Source organism: Amycolatopsis sp. NPDC043885 (assembly GCF_056435685.1).
On sequence record NZ_JBWKEA010000001.1, the window covers coordinates 61,494 to 80,726 of the forward strand.

General features: G+C 70.1%; 16 protein-coding genes. 7 read left to right on the plus strand and 9 right to left on the minus strand.

Features of this window, described 5'->3' with window-relative positions; all coding sequences use genetic code 11:
• Nucleotides 1-7: 7 nt before the first annotated feature.
• Together AC069I_RS00290 and AC069I_RS00295 are read right to left on the minus strand one after the other, a co-directional pair.
• Nucleotides 8-817, minus strand: a complete 810-nt coding sequence (locus tag AC069I_RS00290; protein ID WP_478228417.1) for a uroporphyrinogen-III synthase — start codon at nt 815-817, stop codon at nt 8-10.
• Nucleotides 810-1,778: a helix-turn-helix transcriptional regulator gene (locus AC069I_RS00295; protein WP_478228416.1), complete on the minus strand. Its 969-nt coding sequence runs from the start codon at nt 1,776-1,778 to the stop codon at nt 810-812. Before AC069I_RS00295 ends, AC069I_RS00290 begins: the two co-directional genes overlap by 8 nt.
• Before the next feature lie 60 nt (nt 1,779-1,838).
• On the opposite strand from AC069I_RS00295, the gene AC069I_RS00300 reads away from it, so the two are divergent.
• The 3 genes from AC069I_RS00300 to AC069I_RS00310 all read left to right on the plus strand — a co-directional run bounded on the left by AC069I_RS00300 (nt 1,839) and on the right by AC069I_RS00310 (nt 4,637).
• A complete protein-coding gene (locus AC069I_RS00300; protein WP_478228415.1) occupies nt 1,839-2,234 on the plus strand; it encodes a DUF3224 domain-containing protein in 396 nt (131 codons plus the stop codon).
• Nucleotides 2,235-2,243: 9 nt separating this feature from the next.
• Nucleotides 2,244-3,362, plus strand: coding sequence for a DNA glycosylase AlkZ-like family protein (locus tag AC069I_RS00305; RefSeq protein WP_478228414.1), 1,119 nt, complete (start codon nt 2,244-2,246; stop codon nt 3,360-3,362).
• A 93-nt stretch (nt 3,363-3,455) separates the two neighbouring features.
• Nucleotides 3,456-4,637 (plus strand): Kelch repeat-containing protein, encoded by a 1,182-nt coding sequence (locus AC069I_RS00310; RefSeq protein ID WP_478228413.1) that lies wholly within the window; start codon nt 3,456-3,458, stop codon nt 4,635-4,637.
• A gap of 77 nt (nt 4,638-4,714) precedes the next feature.
• On the opposite strand, the gene AC069I_RS00315 is transcribed toward AC069I_RS00310, so the two are convergent.
• Genes AC069I_RS00315 through AC069I_RS00340 form a run of 6 tightly spaced genes read right to left on the minus strand, consistent with a single transcriptional unit; the run spans nt 4,715 to nt 13,544 of the window.
• Nucleotides 4,715-5,818, minus strand: a complete 1,104-nt coding sequence (locus AC069I_RS00315) for a uroporphyrinogen-III synthase (RefSeq protein WP_478264555.1) — start codon at nt 5,816-5,818, stop codon at nt 4,715-4,717.
• Complete coding sequence (nirD, locus tag AC069I_RS00320) at nt 5,815-6,162, minus strand: nitrite reductase small subunit NirD (protein WP_478264556.1); 348 nt, start codon at nt 6,160-6,162, stop codon at nt 5,815-5,817. The genes AC069I_RS00315 and nirD overlap by 4 nt, the downstream gene beginning before the upstream one ends.
• A complete protein-coding gene (gene nirB, locus AC069I_RS00325; protein ID WP_478264557.1) occupies nt 6,159-8,663 on the minus strand; it encodes a nitrite reductase large subunit NirB in 2,505 nt (834 codons plus the stop codon). Before nirB ends, nirD begins: the two co-directional genes overlap by 4 nt.
• A complete protein-coding gene (locus AC069I_RS00330) occupies nt 8,663-10,021 on the minus strand; it encodes a nitrate/nitrite transporter (protein ID WP_478264558.1) in 1,359 nt (452 codons plus the stop codon). The genes nirB and AC069I_RS00330 overlap by 1 nt, the downstream gene beginning before the upstream one ends.
• A 29-nt stretch (nt 10,022-10,050) precedes the next feature.
• Nucleotides 10,051-11,478 carry an FAD-dependent oxidoreductase gene (locus AC069I_RS00335; RefSeq protein ID WP_478264559.1) on the minus strand — a complete coding sequence of 476 codons (1,428 nt, stop codon included), beginning with the start codon at nt 11,476-11,478 and terminating at the stop codon, nt 10,051-10,053.
• Nucleotides 11,475-13,544, minus strand: coding sequence for a molybdopterin oxidoreductase family protein (locus tag AC069I_RS00340; RefSeq protein WP_478228407.1), 2,070 nt, complete (start codon nt 13,542-13,544; stop codon nt 11,475-11,477). Before AC069I_RS00340 ends, AC069I_RS00335 begins: the two co-directional genes overlap by 4 nt.
• A 337-nt stretch (nt 13,545-13,881) precedes the next feature.
• On the opposite strand from AC069I_RS00340, the gene AC069I_RS00345 reads away from it, so the two are divergent.
• From AC069I_RS00345 to AC069I_RS00355, 3 genes are read left to right on the plus strand one after another with little or no spacing between them, the layout of a single operon-like run.
• Complete coding sequence (locus AC069I_RS00345; RefSeq protein WP_125680292.1) at nt 13,882-14,406, plus strand: PadR family transcriptional regulator; 525 nt, start codon at nt 13,882-13,884, stop codon at nt 14,404-14,406.
• Between the two features lie 15 nt (nt 14,407-14,421).
• On the plus strand, nt 14,422-15,102 hold the full coding sequence (locus AC069I_RS00350) for an ABC transporter ATP-binding protein (RefSeq protein WP_465457566.1): 681 nt from the start codon (nt 14,422-14,424) through the stop codon (nt 15,100-15,102).
• Nucleotides 15,099-17,342: an FtsX-like permease family protein gene (locus AC069I_RS00355; RefSeq protein WP_478228405.1), complete on the plus strand. Its 2,244-nt coding sequence runs from the start codon at nt 15,099-15,101 to the stop codon at nt 17,340-17,342. Before AC069I_RS00350 ends, AC069I_RS00355 begins: the two co-directional genes overlap by 4 nt.
• A 1-nt stretch (nt 17,343) precedes the next feature.
• Here the strand turns inward: AC069I_RS00355 and AC069I_RS00360 are convergent, their stop codons facing one another.
• On the minus strand, nt 17,344-18,141 hold the full coding sequence (locus AC069I_RS00360) for a TIGR02569 family protein (RefSeq protein WP_125680289.1): 798 nt from the start codon (nt 18,139-18,141) through the stop codon (nt 17,344-17,346).
• A 106-nt stretch (nt 18,142-18,247) separates the two neighbouring features.
• Here AC069I_RS00360 and AC069I_RS00365 point away from each other — a divergent pair, with 106 nt between their 5' ends.
• On the plus strand, nt 18,248-19,216 hold the full coding sequence (locus tag AC069I_RS00365; RefSeq protein ID WP_478264560.1) for a hypothetical protein: 969 nt from the start codon (nt 18,248-18,250) through the stop codon (nt 19,214-19,216).
• Nucleotides 19,217-19,233: the final 17 nt, after the last annotated feature.

Consider the following 19,233-nt stretch of genomic DNA (forward strand, 5'->3'; position numbering starts at 1 on the left):
TCCCGCGTCAAGACGGCCGAATGCGCAGCTGGGCGACCAGAAGTTTGACCAACGCGCCGAGCCGCTGACGTTCGGGCTGGACGGTCGGTACCCCGGCGGCTTCCAGCGGCGCCGCGGTCACCGGTCCCACGCACGCGCACAGCACCGGACCTCGCAGTGCGGCAAGGAGTTCCTCGCGACGCGACCCCGCCAGCGTCAGCAGGTTCGCGGCCGCCGGTGCGGAGGTGAAGGCCAAAGCGTGCACGCGTCCGGAGAGCACGCTTTCGACGAGTTCGTGCACAGGTGCGACGTCCGCGGGCGAAAGCCAGCGATACGGCTGTGCCTGGACGACCTCCGCGCCCGCGTCCCGCAGCGACCCGGTGAGTTCGGGCAGCAGGGTTCCGTGCAACTGGACGGCCACCCGTGCTCCGCGCACCCCGGCGTCACGCAACCCTTCGAACAGCTCCGCGTTGCTCTCCTCGGGCGCGGAAAACTCCTCTCGGAGGCCGAAACCACGCACTGCGCCCACCGCCTTCGGCCCGCGCGCGAAGATCCGTGACGCCGCCAGCCGCTCCAGCAACGGTTCGCGCAGCCCCCAGCCTTCGGCGGCCGAAAGCCAGCCACGGAACCCTGCGCCGGTGGTGACCGCGGTGAACCCGACCGGTCCGGCCAGCACGGCGTCCGTCGCCGCACGCAGTTCGGTGTCGTCGGGCAGCGGGACGATCCGGATGGTGGGCGCGTGCAGCACCGTCGCGCCCTGCCGGGTCAGCGCGCCGATGAAGTCGTCGGCCCGCCGCTCCGCGGTGATCCCGATCGTGATTCCGTCCAGGTCAGCCATAAACCGCGCCCATCTTCCTGATCTCCTCCGCCAGCCGCTCACGCAGCTCCGGCGGTTCGAGCACTTCGAGGTTCCCGCCGAACCGCAGTAGTTCGCCGACGGCCGATTCTCCCGGTTCCACGGGCAGTTCCATCGTCAGCCAGCCGCTTTCGTCGGGCTCCGCGGTTGTTTCCCGCAACGCCCGAGCCCCGACCGCCCCGAGGTAGAACGGCAGCAGTATGCGGGCGAACTCGTTCAGCCGGACCACCGCCACTCGCGAGTACATCCGCTTTTCGAACTGCTCCGACCACTCCCGCCAATAGCGCGCGAGGTCGAAGTCGGACGGCCGCTCGAAGGTCTCACCGAGGTCTTCGAGCTCTTCGATCCGGGAGACCCGATAGGTCCGGTCGGTCCCGTCGCATCGCGCCGCGAGATACCAGTTCCCGGCCTTGAGGATCAGGCCCAGCGGGTCGAGCACGCGATCGACCTTCCGCTGCCCCCAGCGTTCGTACCGGACCTTGATCCGCCGCCCGTGCCAGACCGCGTCGGCCAGTTCGGACAGTCGCGGCAGGCTTTCGATCCCGCGATGCCAGCCAGGCACGTCGAGATAGAACCGTTCGGAGATCTTGCTCGCCCCGGCACGCAGCTCCGCCGGCATGGCGGCGTGCAGTTTGAGCTGTGCGGCGGCGAGGACGGTGCCCAGCCCCAGTTCACTGGCCGCGCCCGGCAGGCCCGCCAGCGAAAGCGATTGCGCCTCCTCCTCGGTCAGCCCGGTCAGCCGCGTGCGATAGCCGTCGACCAGCTGATATCCGCCCATGCGCCCGCGATCGGCGTACACCGGCACACCGGCCGCGGACAGCGCCTCGACGTCGCGGTAGACCGTCCGGACCGACACCTCCAGCTCGGTCGCCAGCTCCTCGGCCGTCATCCGGCCCCGGTTCTGCAGCAGGAGGAGGACCGACAGGAGTCTGCTCGCGCGCATGGATCCAGTATCGCCGAAAACCTGACACAACCTGACAGGTTTGACTGACAGGGTGCACCCATGAACACGTTCGCCATGAAGAACTGGGAAGAAGCCCTCGTCAGCGGCACGGAGGGCGGGCCGCGCGTGGCCCACGCGCACGCCACCTTCGCCTACAGCGGGCTGATCGAAGGCGAAGCGGTCATCGACTACCTGCTGTACTACGCGGGTGAAGGCTTCGACGGCGGCGGGACCACATCGCCTGGCCTCGAACGCATCGAGGGCAGCGTGGACGGACGTAAGGGAAGCTTTGTGATCAAGCACGACACCGGGTTCGACGCGCAGGGGATCACGTCGGCGTTCACCGTGGTCGAGGGCTCCGGAACGGGTGAACTCGCCGGGATCACCGGCAGCGGCACCACGACGGGGACCCTCGGCGAGCCGACGATGTCGTACACGCTCGAATACGCGCTCTAGGGGGAAAAGGTGCTCGAGGTCGATCGCGAACAGGTGCTGGCGTACCGGATCGCCGCGCACGGCCTGCACCGCGAGGAGACGGATCCGGCCGCAGCGGCCGTGTTCGACCTCGGGCTGCAGGATTCCGTACGGGACACCGCCCTGCTGGGCCTCGCCGCCCGGATCGACGGCGACATCACGCCCGGCGTCTGGGACGACGAACGTTTCGTGCTCGCGTGGACGCATCGCGGCGCGCCGCATTTCCACCGGCGCGCGGAACTGGACGCGATCCGGGCCGCGCTCGTGCCGCTCGACGAGAAGGACGCGATGGCCCGGATCCTCTGGCAGCGCAAGCAGGTCGAGGACGCGGGCGGGTCCGCCACGGACGCGCTGTTCACCGCCGCGAAAGCGATCCGCAAGGTCGTCACCGGCCCGCAGACCAAGGGCACGGTGAGCGGCGCGGTCACGAAACTGATCCCCGAAGGTCTGTCGTACGCCTGCCGCGGCTGCGGTGTCGTCCACATCTACGAGCAGTTGATGCGGGTCGCGTCGATCCACGCCGGGGTCCGGCTGGAAGCGGGCGCGACGCCGGCGACGTTGGCGCCACTGGAAGGGCGCGGCAGGCTCAAGACGTCGCCGGACGCCAAGGCGGCCACCCGCGTGGTCGAGGGTTACCTGCGGATCAACGGTCCCGCCGCTCCCGGCGACGCCGCCGCCTATGTCGGGACGACCCGCACCGGGGTCGACGCGATGTGGCCGGACGGCTTGGCCGAGGTCCGCGTCGGCGGCCAGAAGGCCTTCCTGCCGGAAGACCGGGTAGCGCTGCTGGAGAATCCGCCGGAGCCGGACGTGGTGCGCCTGCTGCCGCCACTCGATCCGTTCGTCCAGGCACGCGACCGCGCCGTGCTGGTGCCGGACAAGGCCCGGCAGAAGGAGGTCTGGAAGATCCTCGGCAGTCCCGGCGCGCTGCTGGCCGACGGCGAGATCTCCGGTGTGTGGCGGGCCAAGGCGAACGGCAGGAAACGGCTCGACTTCACCGTCACCCCGTTCGACGCCCTCCGCCCGGCCGTCCGGAAAGCGGCCGAGGAGGAGGCGGCCCGCGTCGCCGCCGCCCGGGAATTCCCCGATTTCCGCGTCGCCTGGTCCTGAAGGCGGTCCGATCGGTCGCATTCCGGGTGCCCAAGAGGTAGGCCATCGCGCAACCGCTTGCCGCCGGAGAGCACGGCGGCGACCGTCGAAGACATGAGCACACAGACCGAACCCCGGACGATCACGAGCGGCTGGGCGCCCACCGGTGACCTGCCCTGGGCACGCCAATGGGACGGCATGAACGAAGGTCCGGTCCTGCTGCCGGACGGACGTGTCCTCGCCGCGGGCGGTGGTAACAACAGAGGTGCGGTGACGTACTCCGACGCCGCGCTCTACGACCCGGGCAGTGGCCAATGGACGGTCACCGGATCGCTCGCGACCAGTCGCCGCCTGCACTCGCTGACCGTCCTGCCGGACGGCAAGGTGCTGGCGGCGGGCGGTTTCCACGGCCATCCGTCGGCCTCGCCCAACATCCTCGCCTCCGCGGAGGTCTTCGACCCGGCGACCGGGACCTGGAGCCCGACCGGCTCGATGCACACCAGCCGCTGCAACCACCACGCGATCGCGCTGGCCGACGGCCGGGTGCTCGTGATGGGCGGCGGGAGCGAACGGCCGCCGATCGATTCCCTGGTGATCGCTTCGGCGGAGATCTACGACCCGGCGACGGGAACCTGGACCGAAACCGCGCCGATGATCCACGCCAGGGCGTCGTTCCCCGCGGTGCTGCTGCCGGACGGCAAGGTGCTCGTCGCTTCGGGCCTCATCGAAACCGGCGGCGATCTTGTCGGGCTGACCTTCTGCGAGCTCTACGACCCGGTCGCGCGCACCTGGACCCCCACCACGCCGATCGGCACCACTGTCCCGCTCGAAGCCGGACGGCCGCGTGTCGGCGCGCAGATGGTCGCGCTGGCCGACGGGACCGTGCTGCTCACCGGCGGCCACACCGGCGGGCCGCAGAACTGGAACTACGCGCCGTTCAGCCTCTCCGAATCCGAACGGTACGACCCGGCCACCGGCAAATGGACCGACGCGGCGCCGATGCGGATCCCGCGCGACGAATTCCGCCTGATCCGCTTGGACTCCGGCAAGGTACTGGCCATCGGCGGCCTCGAATACGGCGGGTACGACGCCGGATACCAGAACTCCGAGATCTTCGACCCCGCGACCGGGAACTGGGGGCCGCTGCTCGGGCTCACCATCGGCCGGGCGAAGTTCGGCGCGGTCAAACTCGCCGACGGCCGGGTCCTCATCGCGGGTGGCGCCGCCGTGCTGGCCAACGCCGGCCCGGACGCCAACCACGTCCTCATCACCAAGACCGACCTCTTCACCCCCTGACCCACCTCCCGCATTTCGTCCTCTGAATGCGGTAGTTGCGCACGCAAGGACCGCATTCAGAGGACGAAACGCGGGGGTCACGGGTCGACGGCCAGGCGGTAACCGCGTTTCACGACCGTCTGGACGAGTTTCGGCGCCCCCAAAGAGTTCCGCAGGCGCCCGATGGCGGTCTCGACGGCGTGTTCCTCGCCGCCATCGGGCAAGGCGGCGACCAGTTCCCGCCGGGAGAACACCCGCCCCGGCGATTCCGCCAGCGCTCGCAGCAACGCCATCGGCGCGGGCGCGATGTCACACCACTGTCCGTCGACCAGCGCCGCCTGCCCCCGCAGTTCGATGCTCCGGCCGCCCGCGGTCAGCCGCGGCGAACGGACTTCGAGCGCGTCGGACACCGTCCGCGCCAACGCCCCGATCCGCGACCGCGACGGCTGGACCGTCGGGATCCCGAGCGCGGCCAGCGGCGCCGCCGTGATCGGCCCGACACAGGCCGCCACGACCCGTTTCTCCAGTGCCCGCACGATTCCCGGCAGCCGTCCGGTCCGTTTCGCGACCGCCAGCATGGACGCGACGGCGGGCGCGCTGGTGAACGGCAACGCGTCCACCGAACCGTCGAGAACGCCGTCGAGCAGCCGGTCCAGCGGGCCGGGGTCGGCCGGGCCGACCCAGCGGTACACCGGCACCTCGATCACCTCGGCGCCCGCGGCGCGCAGACTGTCCACGAAGTACGGAAGCGGTTCGCCGTGCAGCTGCACCGCGATCCGCTGACCGTCCACACCGGAATCGAGAAGATGTCTCAGCACCTCGGCGTTGCTCTCCGAGGCGGGCGAGTAGTCCTCCGAAAGCCCGGCCGCGCGGATCGCGCCCTTGGCCTTCGGGCCACGCGCCAGAAGCGACGACTTGCCGAGCCGGTCGAGCAGCTCCTCCCCCAGTCCCCAGCCCTCGGCCGCCTCGACCCAGCCGCGGAAGCCGATCCCGGTCGTCGCGACGACGACGTCGACCCGGTCTTCCAACAGGCGCATGGTCGCCGACCGCAGTTCGGTGTCGTCGGCGAGCGGCACGATCCGGATGGCCGGGCCGTAGCGCACGCTCGCACCCTTGCGCACGAACAGCGCGCCGAGCTCGTCAGCCCGTCGCGCCGCCGTGATCCCGATGACGAATCCCGCCAGGGGAAGGACTTCTGTCACGGTGAGAATTCCACCTCCACGACGCCATCGGTGACCCGCACCCGATAGGCCGCGACCGTGACACCTTCGGCGTCGAGGCAGTCTCCGGTCCGCAGATCGAAACGTTCCTTGTACACCGGCGACGCCACCACGGGGACGCCGCCCGCGTCGCCGACGATCCCCCGCGAAAGCACCGCCGCGCCGCTGATCGGGTCCATATTGGACAGTGCGTACCATCGATCGCCGGGCAGCCGGAAGATCGCCACCTGCACGCCGCCGTCGAGCAGGGCGGCGACACCGGACCATTCGGGGACGGCTCCCGCCGCGCAGACGGCGGTCCAGGTTCGCTGGATCGAGGTCGTCACTGTTTCACCTCCGGGATGCCCAGCAGCACGGGCACCTTCTGGTCGCGTTCGGTACGGAACGAGATCGTCGGGTCCGGCGTGCCCGGCGCGTTGACGAACGAGCTGAACTTCGCCAGCTTCTCCGGGTCCTCCAGCACGCCGCGCCATTCGTCGGCGTAGTCGCCGACGTGTTTGGCCATCGCCGCGTCGAGGTCCTCGCAGATGCCGAGCTTGTCGTCGACGATCACCGCGCGCAGGTGATCGAGGCCGCCCTCCATCTCCTCGACCCACGGCGCGGTGCGCTGCAGGCGGTCTGCCGTGCGGACGTAGAACATCAGGAACCGGTCGATCGTGCGGATCAGCGTCTCCGTGTCCACTTCGGACACCAGCAGATCGGCGTGCCGCGGGGTCGCGCCGCCGTTCCCGCCGACGTAGAGGTTCCAGCCCTTGTCGGTGGCGATGACGCCGAAGTCCTTGCTCCGCGCCTCGGCGCATTCCCGGGCACAGCCCGAAACGGCGGACTTCAGCTTGTGCGGCGAGCGCAGGCCGCGGTAGCGCAGCTCCAGCTCGATCGCCAGGCCGACGCTGTCCTGCACGCCGTAGCGGCACCACGTCGAACCGACGCACGACTTCACCGTGCGCAACGACTTCCCGTACGCGTGCCCCGACTCGAACCCGGCGTCGACGAGCCGCCGCCAGATCAGCGGGAGCTGGTCGACGGTGGCGCCGAACAGGTCGATCCGCTGTCCGCCGGTGATCTTGGTGTACAGCCCGAAGTCCATCGCCACCTGCGCGATCACCATGAGCTTCTCCGGCGTGATCTCGCCGCCGGGGATCCGCGGGACCACCGAGTACGTCCCGTTGCGCTGCAGGTTCGCGAGGAACTTGTCGTTGGTGTCCTGCAGGGTCGCCTGCTCGCCGGCGAGGATATGCCCGTTGCCCAGCGTGGCCAGGATGGACGCGATCGCCGGTTTGCAGATGGCGCAGCCGGTTCCGGTGCCGTAGCGGTCGATCATCTCGCTGAACGTGGTGATCCGCGTGGCCTGGAGGATCTGGAACAGCTCCGCGCGGGACTGCGTGAAGTGCTCACACAACGCCTTCGACTGCTCGACACCGCGCGCCGTCAGCAGCTTGCCCAGCAGCGGGACACAGGATCCGCAGGCCGTGCCCGCCCGGGTGCAGCCCTTGATCTTGGCGACCGAATCGCAGCCCTCTTCGGTGATCGCGTGCGTGATCGCACCCTTGGAAACCGCGTTGCAGGAACAGATCTGCGCCGCATCGGGCAGCGCGTCGACGCCGACCGCCGCCCCGCCACCGGCCGGGGCGAGGATCGCGCCGGGTTCGGCGGGCAGCGGCCTGCCGACCATCGCGCGCAGCGTGTTGAACTCGCTCGCGTCACCGACGAGCACACCGCCGAGCAACGTCTTCGAGTCGTCCGAAACGACGAGCTTCTTGTACGTCCCGGCGACTGCGTCGTTGAACGCGACCTCAAGTGCGCCCTCGGTCGCCGCGTGCGCGTCGCCGAAGCTGGCGACGTCGACACCCATCAGTTTGAGTTTCGTCGACATGTCCGGCTCGGGAAAGCTGCCCTCGCCGCCGGTCAGCCGCGCCGCGACGATCTCCGCCATCGCGTATCCGGGCGCCACGATGCCGTACACCTTGCCGTCCACGGCCGCGCATTCCCCGATCGCGTACACCGCCGGATCGGACGTCCGGCAGGTGTCGTCGACCAGGATCCCTCCCCGCGCGCCGACCTCCAGCCCGGACGAGCGCGCCAGATCGTCACGCGGCCGGATACCGGCGGAGAACACGACCAGATCGACGTCGAGTTCCGTGCCGTTGCCGAGCTTCGCGATGTAGCGTTCGCCGTCGGGCTCGATGGCGTCGGTCGACGTTCCCGTGTGGACGGTCACGTCGAGGTCGGTGATCAGCCGCCGGAGCAGGCCGCCGCCGCCCTCGTCGACCTGCAGCGGCATCAGGCGCGGCGCCATCTCGACCACGTGCGGCGAAAGGCCCATGTCCCGCAACGCCTTCGCGGCTTCGAGACCGAGCAGCCCGCCACCGATGACGACCGCCGAACGACGTCCGCGCCCGGGCCGCTGAGCGGCTTCCCGGATGGCGTCGAGGTCCTCGATCGTCCGGTAGACGAAGCAGCCAGGAAGATCATGGCCCGGCACCGGCGGGACGAACGGTCGCGAACCGGTCGCGAGGACGAGCGCGTCGTACGGCTGCTCGTACCCGGCCTCGGTGACGACGACCTTGCGATCCCGGTCAACCGAAACCACCGCGTCGCCGAGCCGCAGTTCGACCAGCGGGTCGTCCGCGTAGTCCGCTCCTTCCAGGGCAAGGGACGCGGGGTCCCAGGTGTCCACATAGGACGTCAGCGCGACCCGGTCGTACGCGGGGCGCGCCTCCTCGGCGAGCACCACGACCTGCCACTGGCCGGCCTTGTCCTCCGCACGCACCGCTTCCACGAGCCGGTGCGCGACCATGCCATGTCCCGCGACGACGAGTTTCCGCATCAGACCTCCGCTCCGGCGAGCGCCAGACCCCGGACGCTCGTCACCTCCGCCTGCTGCTTGCGCAGGTACACCGCCCACGTGACGGCGAAGCACAGCCCGTAGAAGACGAGGAAGGCGATGAACGCCGGCACCCCGCTCTTCGTGTCCGCGAACGACTGGCGGAAGGCCAGGTTGATGAAGAGGCCGCCGAGTGCGCCGATGGCCCCGGCCAGTCCGATCAACGCGCCGGAAAGCTTGCGGGCCTTGAGCATCTCCAGCGTCTCGTCCGCGCCCTCGCTGATCGCGACCTTCGCCTTGGCGCGGAAGATCGCCGGGATCATCTTGTACGTCGAGCCGTTGCCGATACCGGTGAGCACGAACAGCACGATGAACGCGACGGTGAACAGCGCCAGCGAATTCGACGTCGAGGCCAGGATCAGCACCACGGTCGCCGCGGCCATGCCGACGAACGTCACGAAGGTGATCTTGCCGCCGCCGATCCGGTCGGCCAGCCAGCCGCCGGTCGGCCGCGAGAACGAGCCGAGCAGCGGGCCGAGGAACGTCACCGCGGCCGCCTGCAGCGGCGTCCTCCCGAACTGGTTCTGCAGCACCAGGCCGAAGGCGAAGCTGTACCCGATGAACGAACCGAAAGTGCCGACGTAGAGGAACGACATCACCCAGGTGTGCGGATCCTTGACGACCTCGCGCATCGCCTTGGTGTCGCCCTTCATCGAGGCGAGGTTGTCCATGTAGAAGTACGCGCAGACCGCCGCGACCACGATGAGCGGGATGTAGATCGCCAGCACCACCCGGGGCGCGGTCGCGCCGACGGTGCCGATGACCAGCAGCCCGATGAGCTGGATCGCCGCCACGCCGAGGTTCCCGCCGCCCGCGTTGAGCCCGAGCGCCCAGCCTTTGTGCTTCTCGGGGTAGAACGCGTTGATGTTGGTCATCGACGACGCGAAGTTCCCGCCGCCGACCCCGCCGAGCGCGGCGATCAGCAGGAACGTGCCGAGCGAGGTGCCCGGTTGCATCGCGATCGCCGCCAGGATCGTGGGCACCAGCAACAGCAGCGCGCTGACGATCGTCCAGTTCCGGCCGCCGAACCTCGCCACCGCGAAGGTGTACAGCGGCCGCATCAGCGCGCCGATCAATGTCGGCGTCGAAACCAGCAGGAACTTGTCGGCGGCGGAGAACCCGTACTGCGGCCCCATGAACAGGACCATGACCGACCACAGTGTCCAGACGGAGAAGCCGATGTGCTCGGCCAGGATGGAGAACCAGAGGTTCCGCCGGGCGACCTTCTTCCCGGTCTCCTCCCAGAACTGCTCGTTCTCCGGATCCCAGTGCTCGATCCAGCGCTTTCCACGAGCGTGCATGAGGTCCTCCTTGGTGGATGCGTTCGGGTTCACTGGGCGGCCAGCCATTTCGCGACCCCGCCGACGGCGTCCTTGCAGCCGCCGCAGCCGGTCGTCGCGCGGGTCGCCCCGGCGAGGGCGGGGACGTCGGTGGCACCGCCGCGCCACGCTTCGACGAGCCGTCCCTTGGTCACCGCGTTGCAGCGGCAGATGACCGCCGACGCGGGCAGATCGGCCGGGCTCGACGCCGACGGCGCTCCCGGCGGCAGCGAGCGTCCTAAAAGGACCGCCAGCCGGTCTTCGGGCACCGGGGTGCCCCGGTCGTAGAGCTGCGTGATCATCGCGGCCGAGTCGGGCAGGCCGAGCAGGATCGCGCCGGCCACCCGGTTCTCACGGATGACGAGCTTCCCGTAGCGGCAGCCCGCCGGGTCGCTGAAGGTGAGCACTTCGGCGGTCGGGTCGTCCGCGCCGGTCATCGTCTCGCCGAGCGCGGTGAGGTCGATGCCGCGGGCCTTGAGCCGCGTCACCGCCTGGGTGCCGCGATAGCGTGACGCGGATTTCGTGCCGGTGACCAGATCCGCGACGACGGCGGCCTGCTCCCACGCGGGCTGCACGAGACCGCCGAACGCGCCCGGATGCTTCGCGCAGTCGCCGATCGCGTGGATCCGGCCGTCGCTGGTGCGCAGCAGATCGTCGACGACGATGCCGCCCTGGACGGTCAGCCCGGCCTCCACGGCCAGTTTCGTCTCGGGCCGGACACCGGTGGAGACGACGATGAGATCGGCGGGCACGTGCGTGCCGTCGTCGAGTTTGAGCCCGTCGCCGCTGACGTAACGCGCGGCCCCGACACCGAGCCGGAAGGCGACGCCGAGTTCTTCGAGCTTCCTGGTCAGCACCCGCGCGGATTCCGCGTCCAGCTGGCGTTCCATGATGTGCGGCATCGGATGCACGACGGTGACGAGGTTCCCCCGTCCGGCAAGACCTCGCGCGGCTTCCAGACCGAGCAGCCCGCCGCCGAGCACCGCGACCGGCGCGCCCAGCTTGGCGGCGTCGAGGATGCGCGCGCAGTCGTCGAGGGTGCGGAACGCGACGACGTCCGGGCCGGGTTCGAGCCCTTCGACCGGCGGCATCCACGGGTTCGCGCCGGTGGCGAGCACGAGCGCGTCGTAGTCCACAGTGGACCCGTCGTCGAGATGGACCCGCCGCGCGTCCCGGTCGATCGACGTCGCGGAGACACCCCGGCGCAGGTCGGCGCGGGTACGGGACGACCATTCGTCGTCGTGCAGCCGGACGGCCTCGGGCCGCATGGTGCCGGCGACCACCGACGAGAGCAGCACCCGGTTGTAGGCGGTGTGCTTTTCCGCGCCGACGACGGTGAGCCGCACGCGCTCGCCCTCGGGATCGCGGCGCTGGATCTCGTCCGCGAGCCGCGCGCCCGCCATCCCGTATCCGGCGATGACCACCGACCGGGGGCTCACGCGACGGCCTCGGCCGGGGCGAGCGCGACCGCGCACACCTTGAACTCGGGCATCCGGCTCGTCGGGTCGAGCGCCGGGTTGGTCACCAGGTTCGCCCTTCCCTCACCGGGGAAGTGGAACGGCAGGAACACGAGGTCGGGGCGCAGCGACGCCACGCAGCGGACCCGCGCGACGGTCTCGCCGCGCCGGGAGCGCACGACCGCGAGGTCGCCCTCGGCCAGCCCCGCCCTCGCGGCGGTGTCGGGATGAACTTCCACGAAGGCCTCCGCCACGACGTCGTTGAGTTCTTTGACCAGCCGGGTCTGCGCCCCGGACTGGTAGTGCTGCAGGACCCGTCCGGTGGTGGCCTGCAAGGGGAATTCGGCGTCGGGCAGCTCTGCCGGGCCGACGTGGTCCACCGGGACGAACCGCGCGCGGCCGTCCGGATGGGCGAAGCGGTCGAGGAACATCCGCGGCGTGCCGGGATGCGATTCCGCCGGCACGGGCCAGTAGAGGGCCTCGCCGTCCCGGAGCCGGTCGTAGGTGATGCCCGAGTAGTCGGCGACACCGCCCTTGGACGCCTGGCGGAGCTCGGTGAAGACGGTCTCGGCGTCCGTCGGGAACCGCCCATCGGGCTGGCCGAACCGGCGGGCGAGTTCGGAAAGCACATAGAGATCGGTCTTCGCACCGGACGGCGGATCGAACGCTTTGCGCCGCAGGAGGATCCGGCCTTCGAGGTTGGTCATCGTGCCGTCCTCCTCCGCCCACTGGGTGACCGGCAGGACGACGTCGGCCATCGCCGCCGTCTCCGACAGGACGAGGTCCGAGACCACCAGGAAGTCCAAAGAGGACACCTTGTCCTGGATGTTCCCGGCGCCGGGCGCGGAAACGACGAGGTTGCTGCCGAACACCATCAGCGCGCTCGGCCCGTCTTCGGTGCCGAGCGCCTCCAGCAGTTCGACGGCCGAACGGCCCGGCCCCGGCAGGGATTCCGGCGGCACACCCCACACCCCGGCGACGTACTCGCGGGCCGCGGGGTCGTCGATCTTGCGGTAGCCGGGCAGCTGGTCGGCCTTCTGCCCGTGCTCGCGCCCGCCCTGTCCGTTGCCCTGCCCGGTCAGGCAGCCGAAGCCGGAACCCTGGCGCCCCGGCAGTCCGAGAGCGAGCGAGAGGTTGATCCAGGCGTTGACCATCGCGGTGCCGTTGGCGTGCTGCTCGGTGCCGCGCGCGGTGAGGATGTAGGCGTTCCGGGCCGCGGCGAGCTTGGCGGCGACGCGACGCTGGTCCGCGGCGGAGACCCCCGTGACCTGCTCGACGCGCTCCGGCCACCACGCCGCGACCGACCGCCACAGCTCTTCGAAGCCGTTCGTCCTCGAGACCACATAGGACTTGTCGAGCAGGCCGTCGGCGACGACGGCGTGCAGGATGCCCTGCGCCAGCACGAGATCGGTTCCCGGCGCGGGCTGCAAGTGCAGTCCGGCCAGCTCGGCGGTCGGCGTGCGGCGCGGGTCGACGACGATCAGGTCCGCGCCCCGCAGATGCTGGGTGAACGGCGGCATCGTCTCGGCGGGATTCGCGCCGATCAGCAGGACCGCGTCGGCGTCGGCGAGATCCGTGACCGGGAACGGCATCCCGCGGTCGGCGCCGAACGCCTTGATCCCGGCGGCCGCCGCCGACGACATGCAGAACCGGCCGTTGTAGTCGATCTGCGAGGTGCCCAGCGCGATCCGCGCGAACTTCCCCAGCAGGTACGCCTTCTCGTTGGTCAGCCCGCCGCCGCCGAAGACGGCGACCGAGTCGGCACCCTTGGCCGCGCGGATCTCGGTGAGCCGCTTCGCGACGAGGTCGAGGGCTTGGGTCCAGGTCGCGGGCCGGAGTTCACCGTCGACCCTGATCAGTGGTGTCGTCAGGCGGGAAGGCGAGGTGAGGAGCTCCCCCGACGTCCAGCCCTTCTGGCACAGGCCGCCGGCGTTGACCGGAAAGTCACGCGGGGCGACCCGGGCGCCGTCGAGGCTCATCCCGCACTGCAGGGCGCAGTACGGGCAGTGCGTGTCCACCGCGGTCGCGGTGGGGGCGGCGAGCGGCACGGGCACCTCCTCCAGGCGTCGATAGCGCTTGAAGGTAGGTAGGCCGTGTTACCTGAAAACTCCTGAATGTTTCAGGCGTTTGACATTGCCCGCCGCCGAGGGACGTCACACAGTGAGGTCGCGAGGGGCCGAACTGCCGCGTTCGCCTGCCGGAAGTACATGAAGGTCGAGTTTCTCCGGCTGAGCCGAGGGAAGGGGTCCTTCACGGCGCGTCCCGGCGATTGGTGGCTCCCTGAGCACGCGCTCGAGATCGACCTCGAATGGGGTCAGCCCGGCTCATCTAACTATACACAGCATGTATAGACCGTGCGTATACACACTGTGTATAGTCGCCGGTATGTCCATCGGGAACACGTTGCTCGGCCTGCTCGAAGCAGGTCCGAAGCACGGCTACGACCTCAAACAGCTTTACGACAAGCAGTTCCGCCAAGACCGTCCGCTGCACTACGGGCAGGTCTACTCGACGCTGAACCGGCTCCTGAAGAACGGCCTGGTCGAGGAGAACGGCGTCGAGGCGGGCGGCGGCCCGGACCGGAAGCGGTACGCGATCACCGAGGCGGGCGTCACCAACGTCGAGGAATGGCTGAAAAGCCCGGAAAGTCCTTCGGTCTACCTGCAGAACACCCTCTACACCAAGGTCGTGCTCGCGCTGCTGTCCGGCCGCGGCGCGCAGGACCTGCTCGACGCCCAGCGGAGCTCCCACCTGCGCGCCATGCGCGAGCTCACCGCCCGCAAGACCGACGGCGACCTCGCCGACCAGCTGATCTGCGACCACGCGCTCTTCCACCTGGAAGCGGATCTGCGGTGGCTGGAACTCACCGCCGCCCGCCTCGACGACCTCGCGCGCCAGCTGGCGCGCTGATCTGGGGACCACACAGTGGAAACACCGTTGTTACATGGGCTCGGCCTGCACAAGGCCTTCGGCCCGAATCAGGCGCTCGCCGGGGCGGGGCTGACGCTCGAAGCCGGCGAGATCGTCGCGATCATGGGTCCCTCCGGCTCCGGGAAGTCGACGCTGCTGCACTGCCTGTCCGGAATCGTGCGGCCGGACGCGGGTCAGGTGCTGTTCCGCGGGCGAGACCTCGCGAGCATGTCCGACACCGAACGCAGCGCCTTGCGGCGCACCGAATTCGGCTTCGTCTTCCAGTTCGGCCAGCTCGTCCCGGAGCTGACCTGCCTGGAGAACGTCGCGCTGCCGCTGCGCCTGGGCGGGATGAAGCGCCGCCCCGCCGAGCGGATCGCGCGGACCTGGCTCGACCGGCTGGCGGTCGGCGACGCCGGCGACAGCACACCCGGCCAGGTTTCGGGCGGGCAGAGCCAGCGGGTCGCCATGGCCAGGGCGCTGATCACCGAACCGTCGGTGGTCTTCGCCGACGAACCGACCGGTGCGCTGGACACGCTCAGCGGCGAGCTGGTCATGCGCCTGCTGTCCGAGACGGCGAAGCAGACCGACGCCGCCGTCGTCCTGGTCACCCACGAACCGCGGGTGGCCGCCTACTCCGACCGGGAGGTCATCGTGCGAGACGGCCGGACACGCGAACCGGTGGTCACCCGATGACCGGGCGCGAAGACCTGATGCTGGGGTTCCGGCTGGCCGTCGGGGGCGGCCGGGGCTCGATCGTCAGGCTCGTCCTGAGCACCGTCGGCATCGGGCTCGCGGTGGCGGTCCTCCTGATCGGCGCCTCCGCGGGCACCGTCAAGGAGAACCGCGACCAGCGGGCGTACGCCGCTTCCCCGCGGCACGAACCGATCCCGGGTGTCGCACCGCTGAACCACCACGCGACGACGACCGATTTCCGCGGACAGGCGATCTCGCTCGTCCACCTTCAGGCCACCGGGCCGAACTCGCCGATCCCGCCGGGGGTGAACCGGCTGCCCGCGCCGGGCGAGGTCTTCCTCTCACCGAAGCTCGACGAACTCGTCGCGGCCGACACCAGTGGCCTGTTGCGGCCCCGTCTGCCCGGCAAGCCGGTCGGGATCATCGACGCGGAAGCCGTGCTCAATCCGAATGATCTGGTCGTCTACGCCGGCACGGACAATCCGCGGAACGGAGTCGCGACCTATGCCTTCGGTTCCCGTTCCGGTTACGAAACGCCGTTCGAACGGGGGATCCTCTCGCTGCTGCTGATCGGCCTCTTCGTCCTGCTCACGCCGGTGTTCATCTTCGTCGGGACCGTCTCCCGGCTCGGCGGTGCGGCCCGTGACCGGCGGCTCGCCGCGCTGCGGCTGGCGGGCTCGTCCCTCAAGCAGCTGCACCGGATCACCGCCGCGGAATCCCTCGTGGGCGCCGTGACGGGCTTGATCGCCGGGACCGCGACGTTCCTGCTCTTCCGCGGCGCGGTGGCGGACTTCCAGGTGTTCCGGTTCGGGGTGTACCCGGAGGACCTGACGCCGCCGTGGCCACTGGTGGCGCTGATCGTGCTCGTGGTCCCCGCCCTGACCGTGGCGGCGGCTTGGGCGGCCCAACGGCACACGGTCGTCGAACCGCTCGGAGTCGTCCGCGAAACCGTGCCGCCGAAGCGGCGGTTGTGGTGGCGGCTGCTGCCGATCGTCGTCGGAATCGCCCTTATAGCCCCGGATTTCGGCGTCGCCAGCGAACTTGGCCGCACGGCGCTGATCGCCGGTGCCGTGCTGCTGATGCTCGGGATACCCGCGGTGCTGCCGTGGCTGCTGGAGCGCGTCGTCGCCCGGATCAAGGGCGGGCCGCCGTCGTTCCAGCTCGCGATCCGCCGTCTGCGGAACGACAGCGGGACACCGGCCCGGGTGGTCGCGGGTCTCTGCGTGGTGCTCGCCGGGGCGATCGCGCTGCAGAGCCTGTTGGCGGGCCAGGTGGCGCTGACGGCCGTTTACCAGGAGAAGACCGACGACCGCATCACCGTCCATGCCGACGGCTCGGTGGCCGATCAGGCGATCGGCGCGGTCCGCGCGGTGGCCGGCGCGGCCGACTTCCAGACCATGCGTTCGATGCTCGTCCAAGCGAACCGCGTGGACAGCGTGCTCTTCTCGCTCGCCGTCGCCGACTGCGCCACGATCGAAGCGACCACCACCGCGACCGGATGCCGCGACGGTGACGTGTTCGCCGACCCGGCCTCTCTCCACAAAGGACAGTCGGTGAAGCTCACCGACAACGACAAGCAAGAGCGGGCCTGGACCGTTCCGGCCACGCCCCGCCCGCTCGGTGTGAAGCCGTCGGGGCTCACCGAGCAGCTCCAGCCGCACGTGCTCGCGACGCCCGCCGCGATGGCGGGCGTCGACCTGGCCGCCGCACCGGTCACGGTGAGCCTGCGTGGGACGACCGGGAATCCGGACTTCGTCGAACTGGTGCGGAACTCGGTGGCGCCGTACAGCGGACAGGTCGCCGTGGCGTCCGCCAACGAAAAGCGGGCCTCTGACGAGGCCCGGATGTTCGACGACGTGCGGAACATCCTGTTCGGCGGCGCGTTGTCGATCCTGCTGCTGGCCGGGGTGAGCCTGCTGGTGCTCGCCCAGGAACAGGTCAGGGAACGGCGCCGGGCGCTCGGTGCACTGTCCGCCACCGGCGTGCCGGTGCGGGTGATCGTCCGGTCCCTGTTGTGGCAGAACGGGATTCCGCTGCTGCTGGGCATCGTGGTCGCGACGGCGACCGGGATCGCCGTCGCCGCGCTGGGCAGGCGGCTGTACTGGGACGGGCTGTACGTCGACTGGTCCGCGGTCGGGCTGCTCGCCACGGCGGCGATCGCGATGGTGCTGCTGGTGACGGCGTCGACGGTGCCATCTGTGCGGGCGGCGGCGAAGACGGAGAACCTGCGCACCGAGTGACCTACAGCACGGCGCTCACGTCCCGGGCGGCGGCACGGAGTCCGTCGTGCGCCGCCCGGGTCGACCGCGGGTCGAGGGCGTTGGCGGCGAGCCGGAAGAGGACCGCCCGCAGGAGAAGCTGGGGCCATTGGGGCAGATGCGCCCAGCGTTCGAGGAGATCGATGGTGGCGCCGCCCCAGGCCAGCGCGTCGACCGCGACGATCGCGGCGCCCCATTCACCCGGCCGGTAGTACGGCACGAAATCGACGATGCCGGGGGCCGCGTCACCGTCGAACAGCACGCCGGCGAGGAGCTCCCCGTGGACGACCTGGTCCGGCAGTTTGACCGGTCTTCGCGAACCGGCCAGCACCTCGAACCAGCGGCCGCCCTTGTTCTCGTCGAGGGGCATTTCGGCCTCGCCCCAGGCGAGTTTGTCGGCCAGCGCCTCGATATCGGTGCGCCGTCCCAGGAAATCCGGCCGCGGCAACCCGGCCGTCGCGCGGTGCAGTTTGACCGCCGCGTGCACGACCTCGTCGTACCGGTGCTCGGCCGTGCCGGAGACGAACCGGTTCGCCGACCAGCCGCCGACGATCCATCGGCCGTCGCTGGACCGGACGGGCTTCGCGACCCGCAGCCCCGGCTCGTCGACGGCTTCCAGCGCCCTGGCCGTCCACAGGGTCCGCGACTTGTCGACGACGGGTTTGAGCACGAGATCGTTGTAGCGCCAGGCGGTGGTGCCGGGCAGCGGTTCCGCGTCACCGGTACGTCCGCCGAACGCCGAACAGACGTGTTCCGGAGGGCTTTCAAGGGTGGCACGCACGGCTCGGCACGTTACCCCGTCTTCCGCGCCACGAACGAGAAGACGCGCTGGTCTTGAGTAGCGATACTCAAGACAGGATCGCTTCTGACCTGCCATTCTTTCGACCGTGGTCCCCCGAACGGCGCAGCGCCGACTCACCGACGGGCAACTCGCCGCGCTCGCGCTCGGCTCACTGTGGCTGCTCGGCACCCTGGGAGCGCTCACCGTGGGCCTGTTGCTCCCGCTCGCCGCGTTCCTGCACGTTCCCTGGATCGCGTTGCCGGTGCCACTCGTGTCGATCGGCGTGGTCTACCTCATCGGTTTCGCGGCACCGGAGGCGTTTCCGTCCGTCGCGAAACCTTGGCCGCGGCTGGCGTGGGCCTTCGCGACCGGGATTTCCGCTGTTTTCGGCGCGATCTTCGTCCTGGAGGTGGCGGAGGCGTTCGATCCCTGGTTCGCCGTGCCGTTCCTCGGAGTGCCTGTGCTGCTCGTCGCGGGACTGTTCACCCGTGATCTCCGGGTGCGGACAGGCGCGGGCGTCCTCCTGGTCGCCCTGATCGCGGGCGGGATCGCCGTCCCCGCGTCCCTGCCTCTGGACACCCCCGCACGGCGCCTCGCCGCGACCGGCGTCCCGCGCGATCGCACCCTCGCGGCGGATCTCGGCCCGCAGCGGCTCCCGACCAAGACGACCGAAGACTCCGGGTCGCTGATCGTCGAGTACGCGCCTCAGCTGTGGATCTCGCCCGTCTGGACCTTCGCGACCGACGCCGTCGAGAGCTGCGAGACGTCGGTGAAGACCACTTGGCGCCTCGAGAACGCGACGTGCGCCCAAGTCGGCGAAGGCGAGTTCATCCGGCGGAACGCGGACCGGATCGAGTTCATCCAGCGGCGCGGTGCCCTGTCGGTGCACCTCGCGGGGAACCACAACTGGAAGCCCGAGGAACTCCGCGAGCTGGCCGGGAAGACCCATTCGCTGACCGACGCCGAGATCATCGCCGCCCTGCCGAAGTCACCCCGCGGGAACCGGACGGACGTCGTCGCGGGGTTCGCGACGTTCGTGCGGGCGATCTTCGTGGGCCGGTCCGTCGGCTACTGAGGGGAGCAAGGGACCTT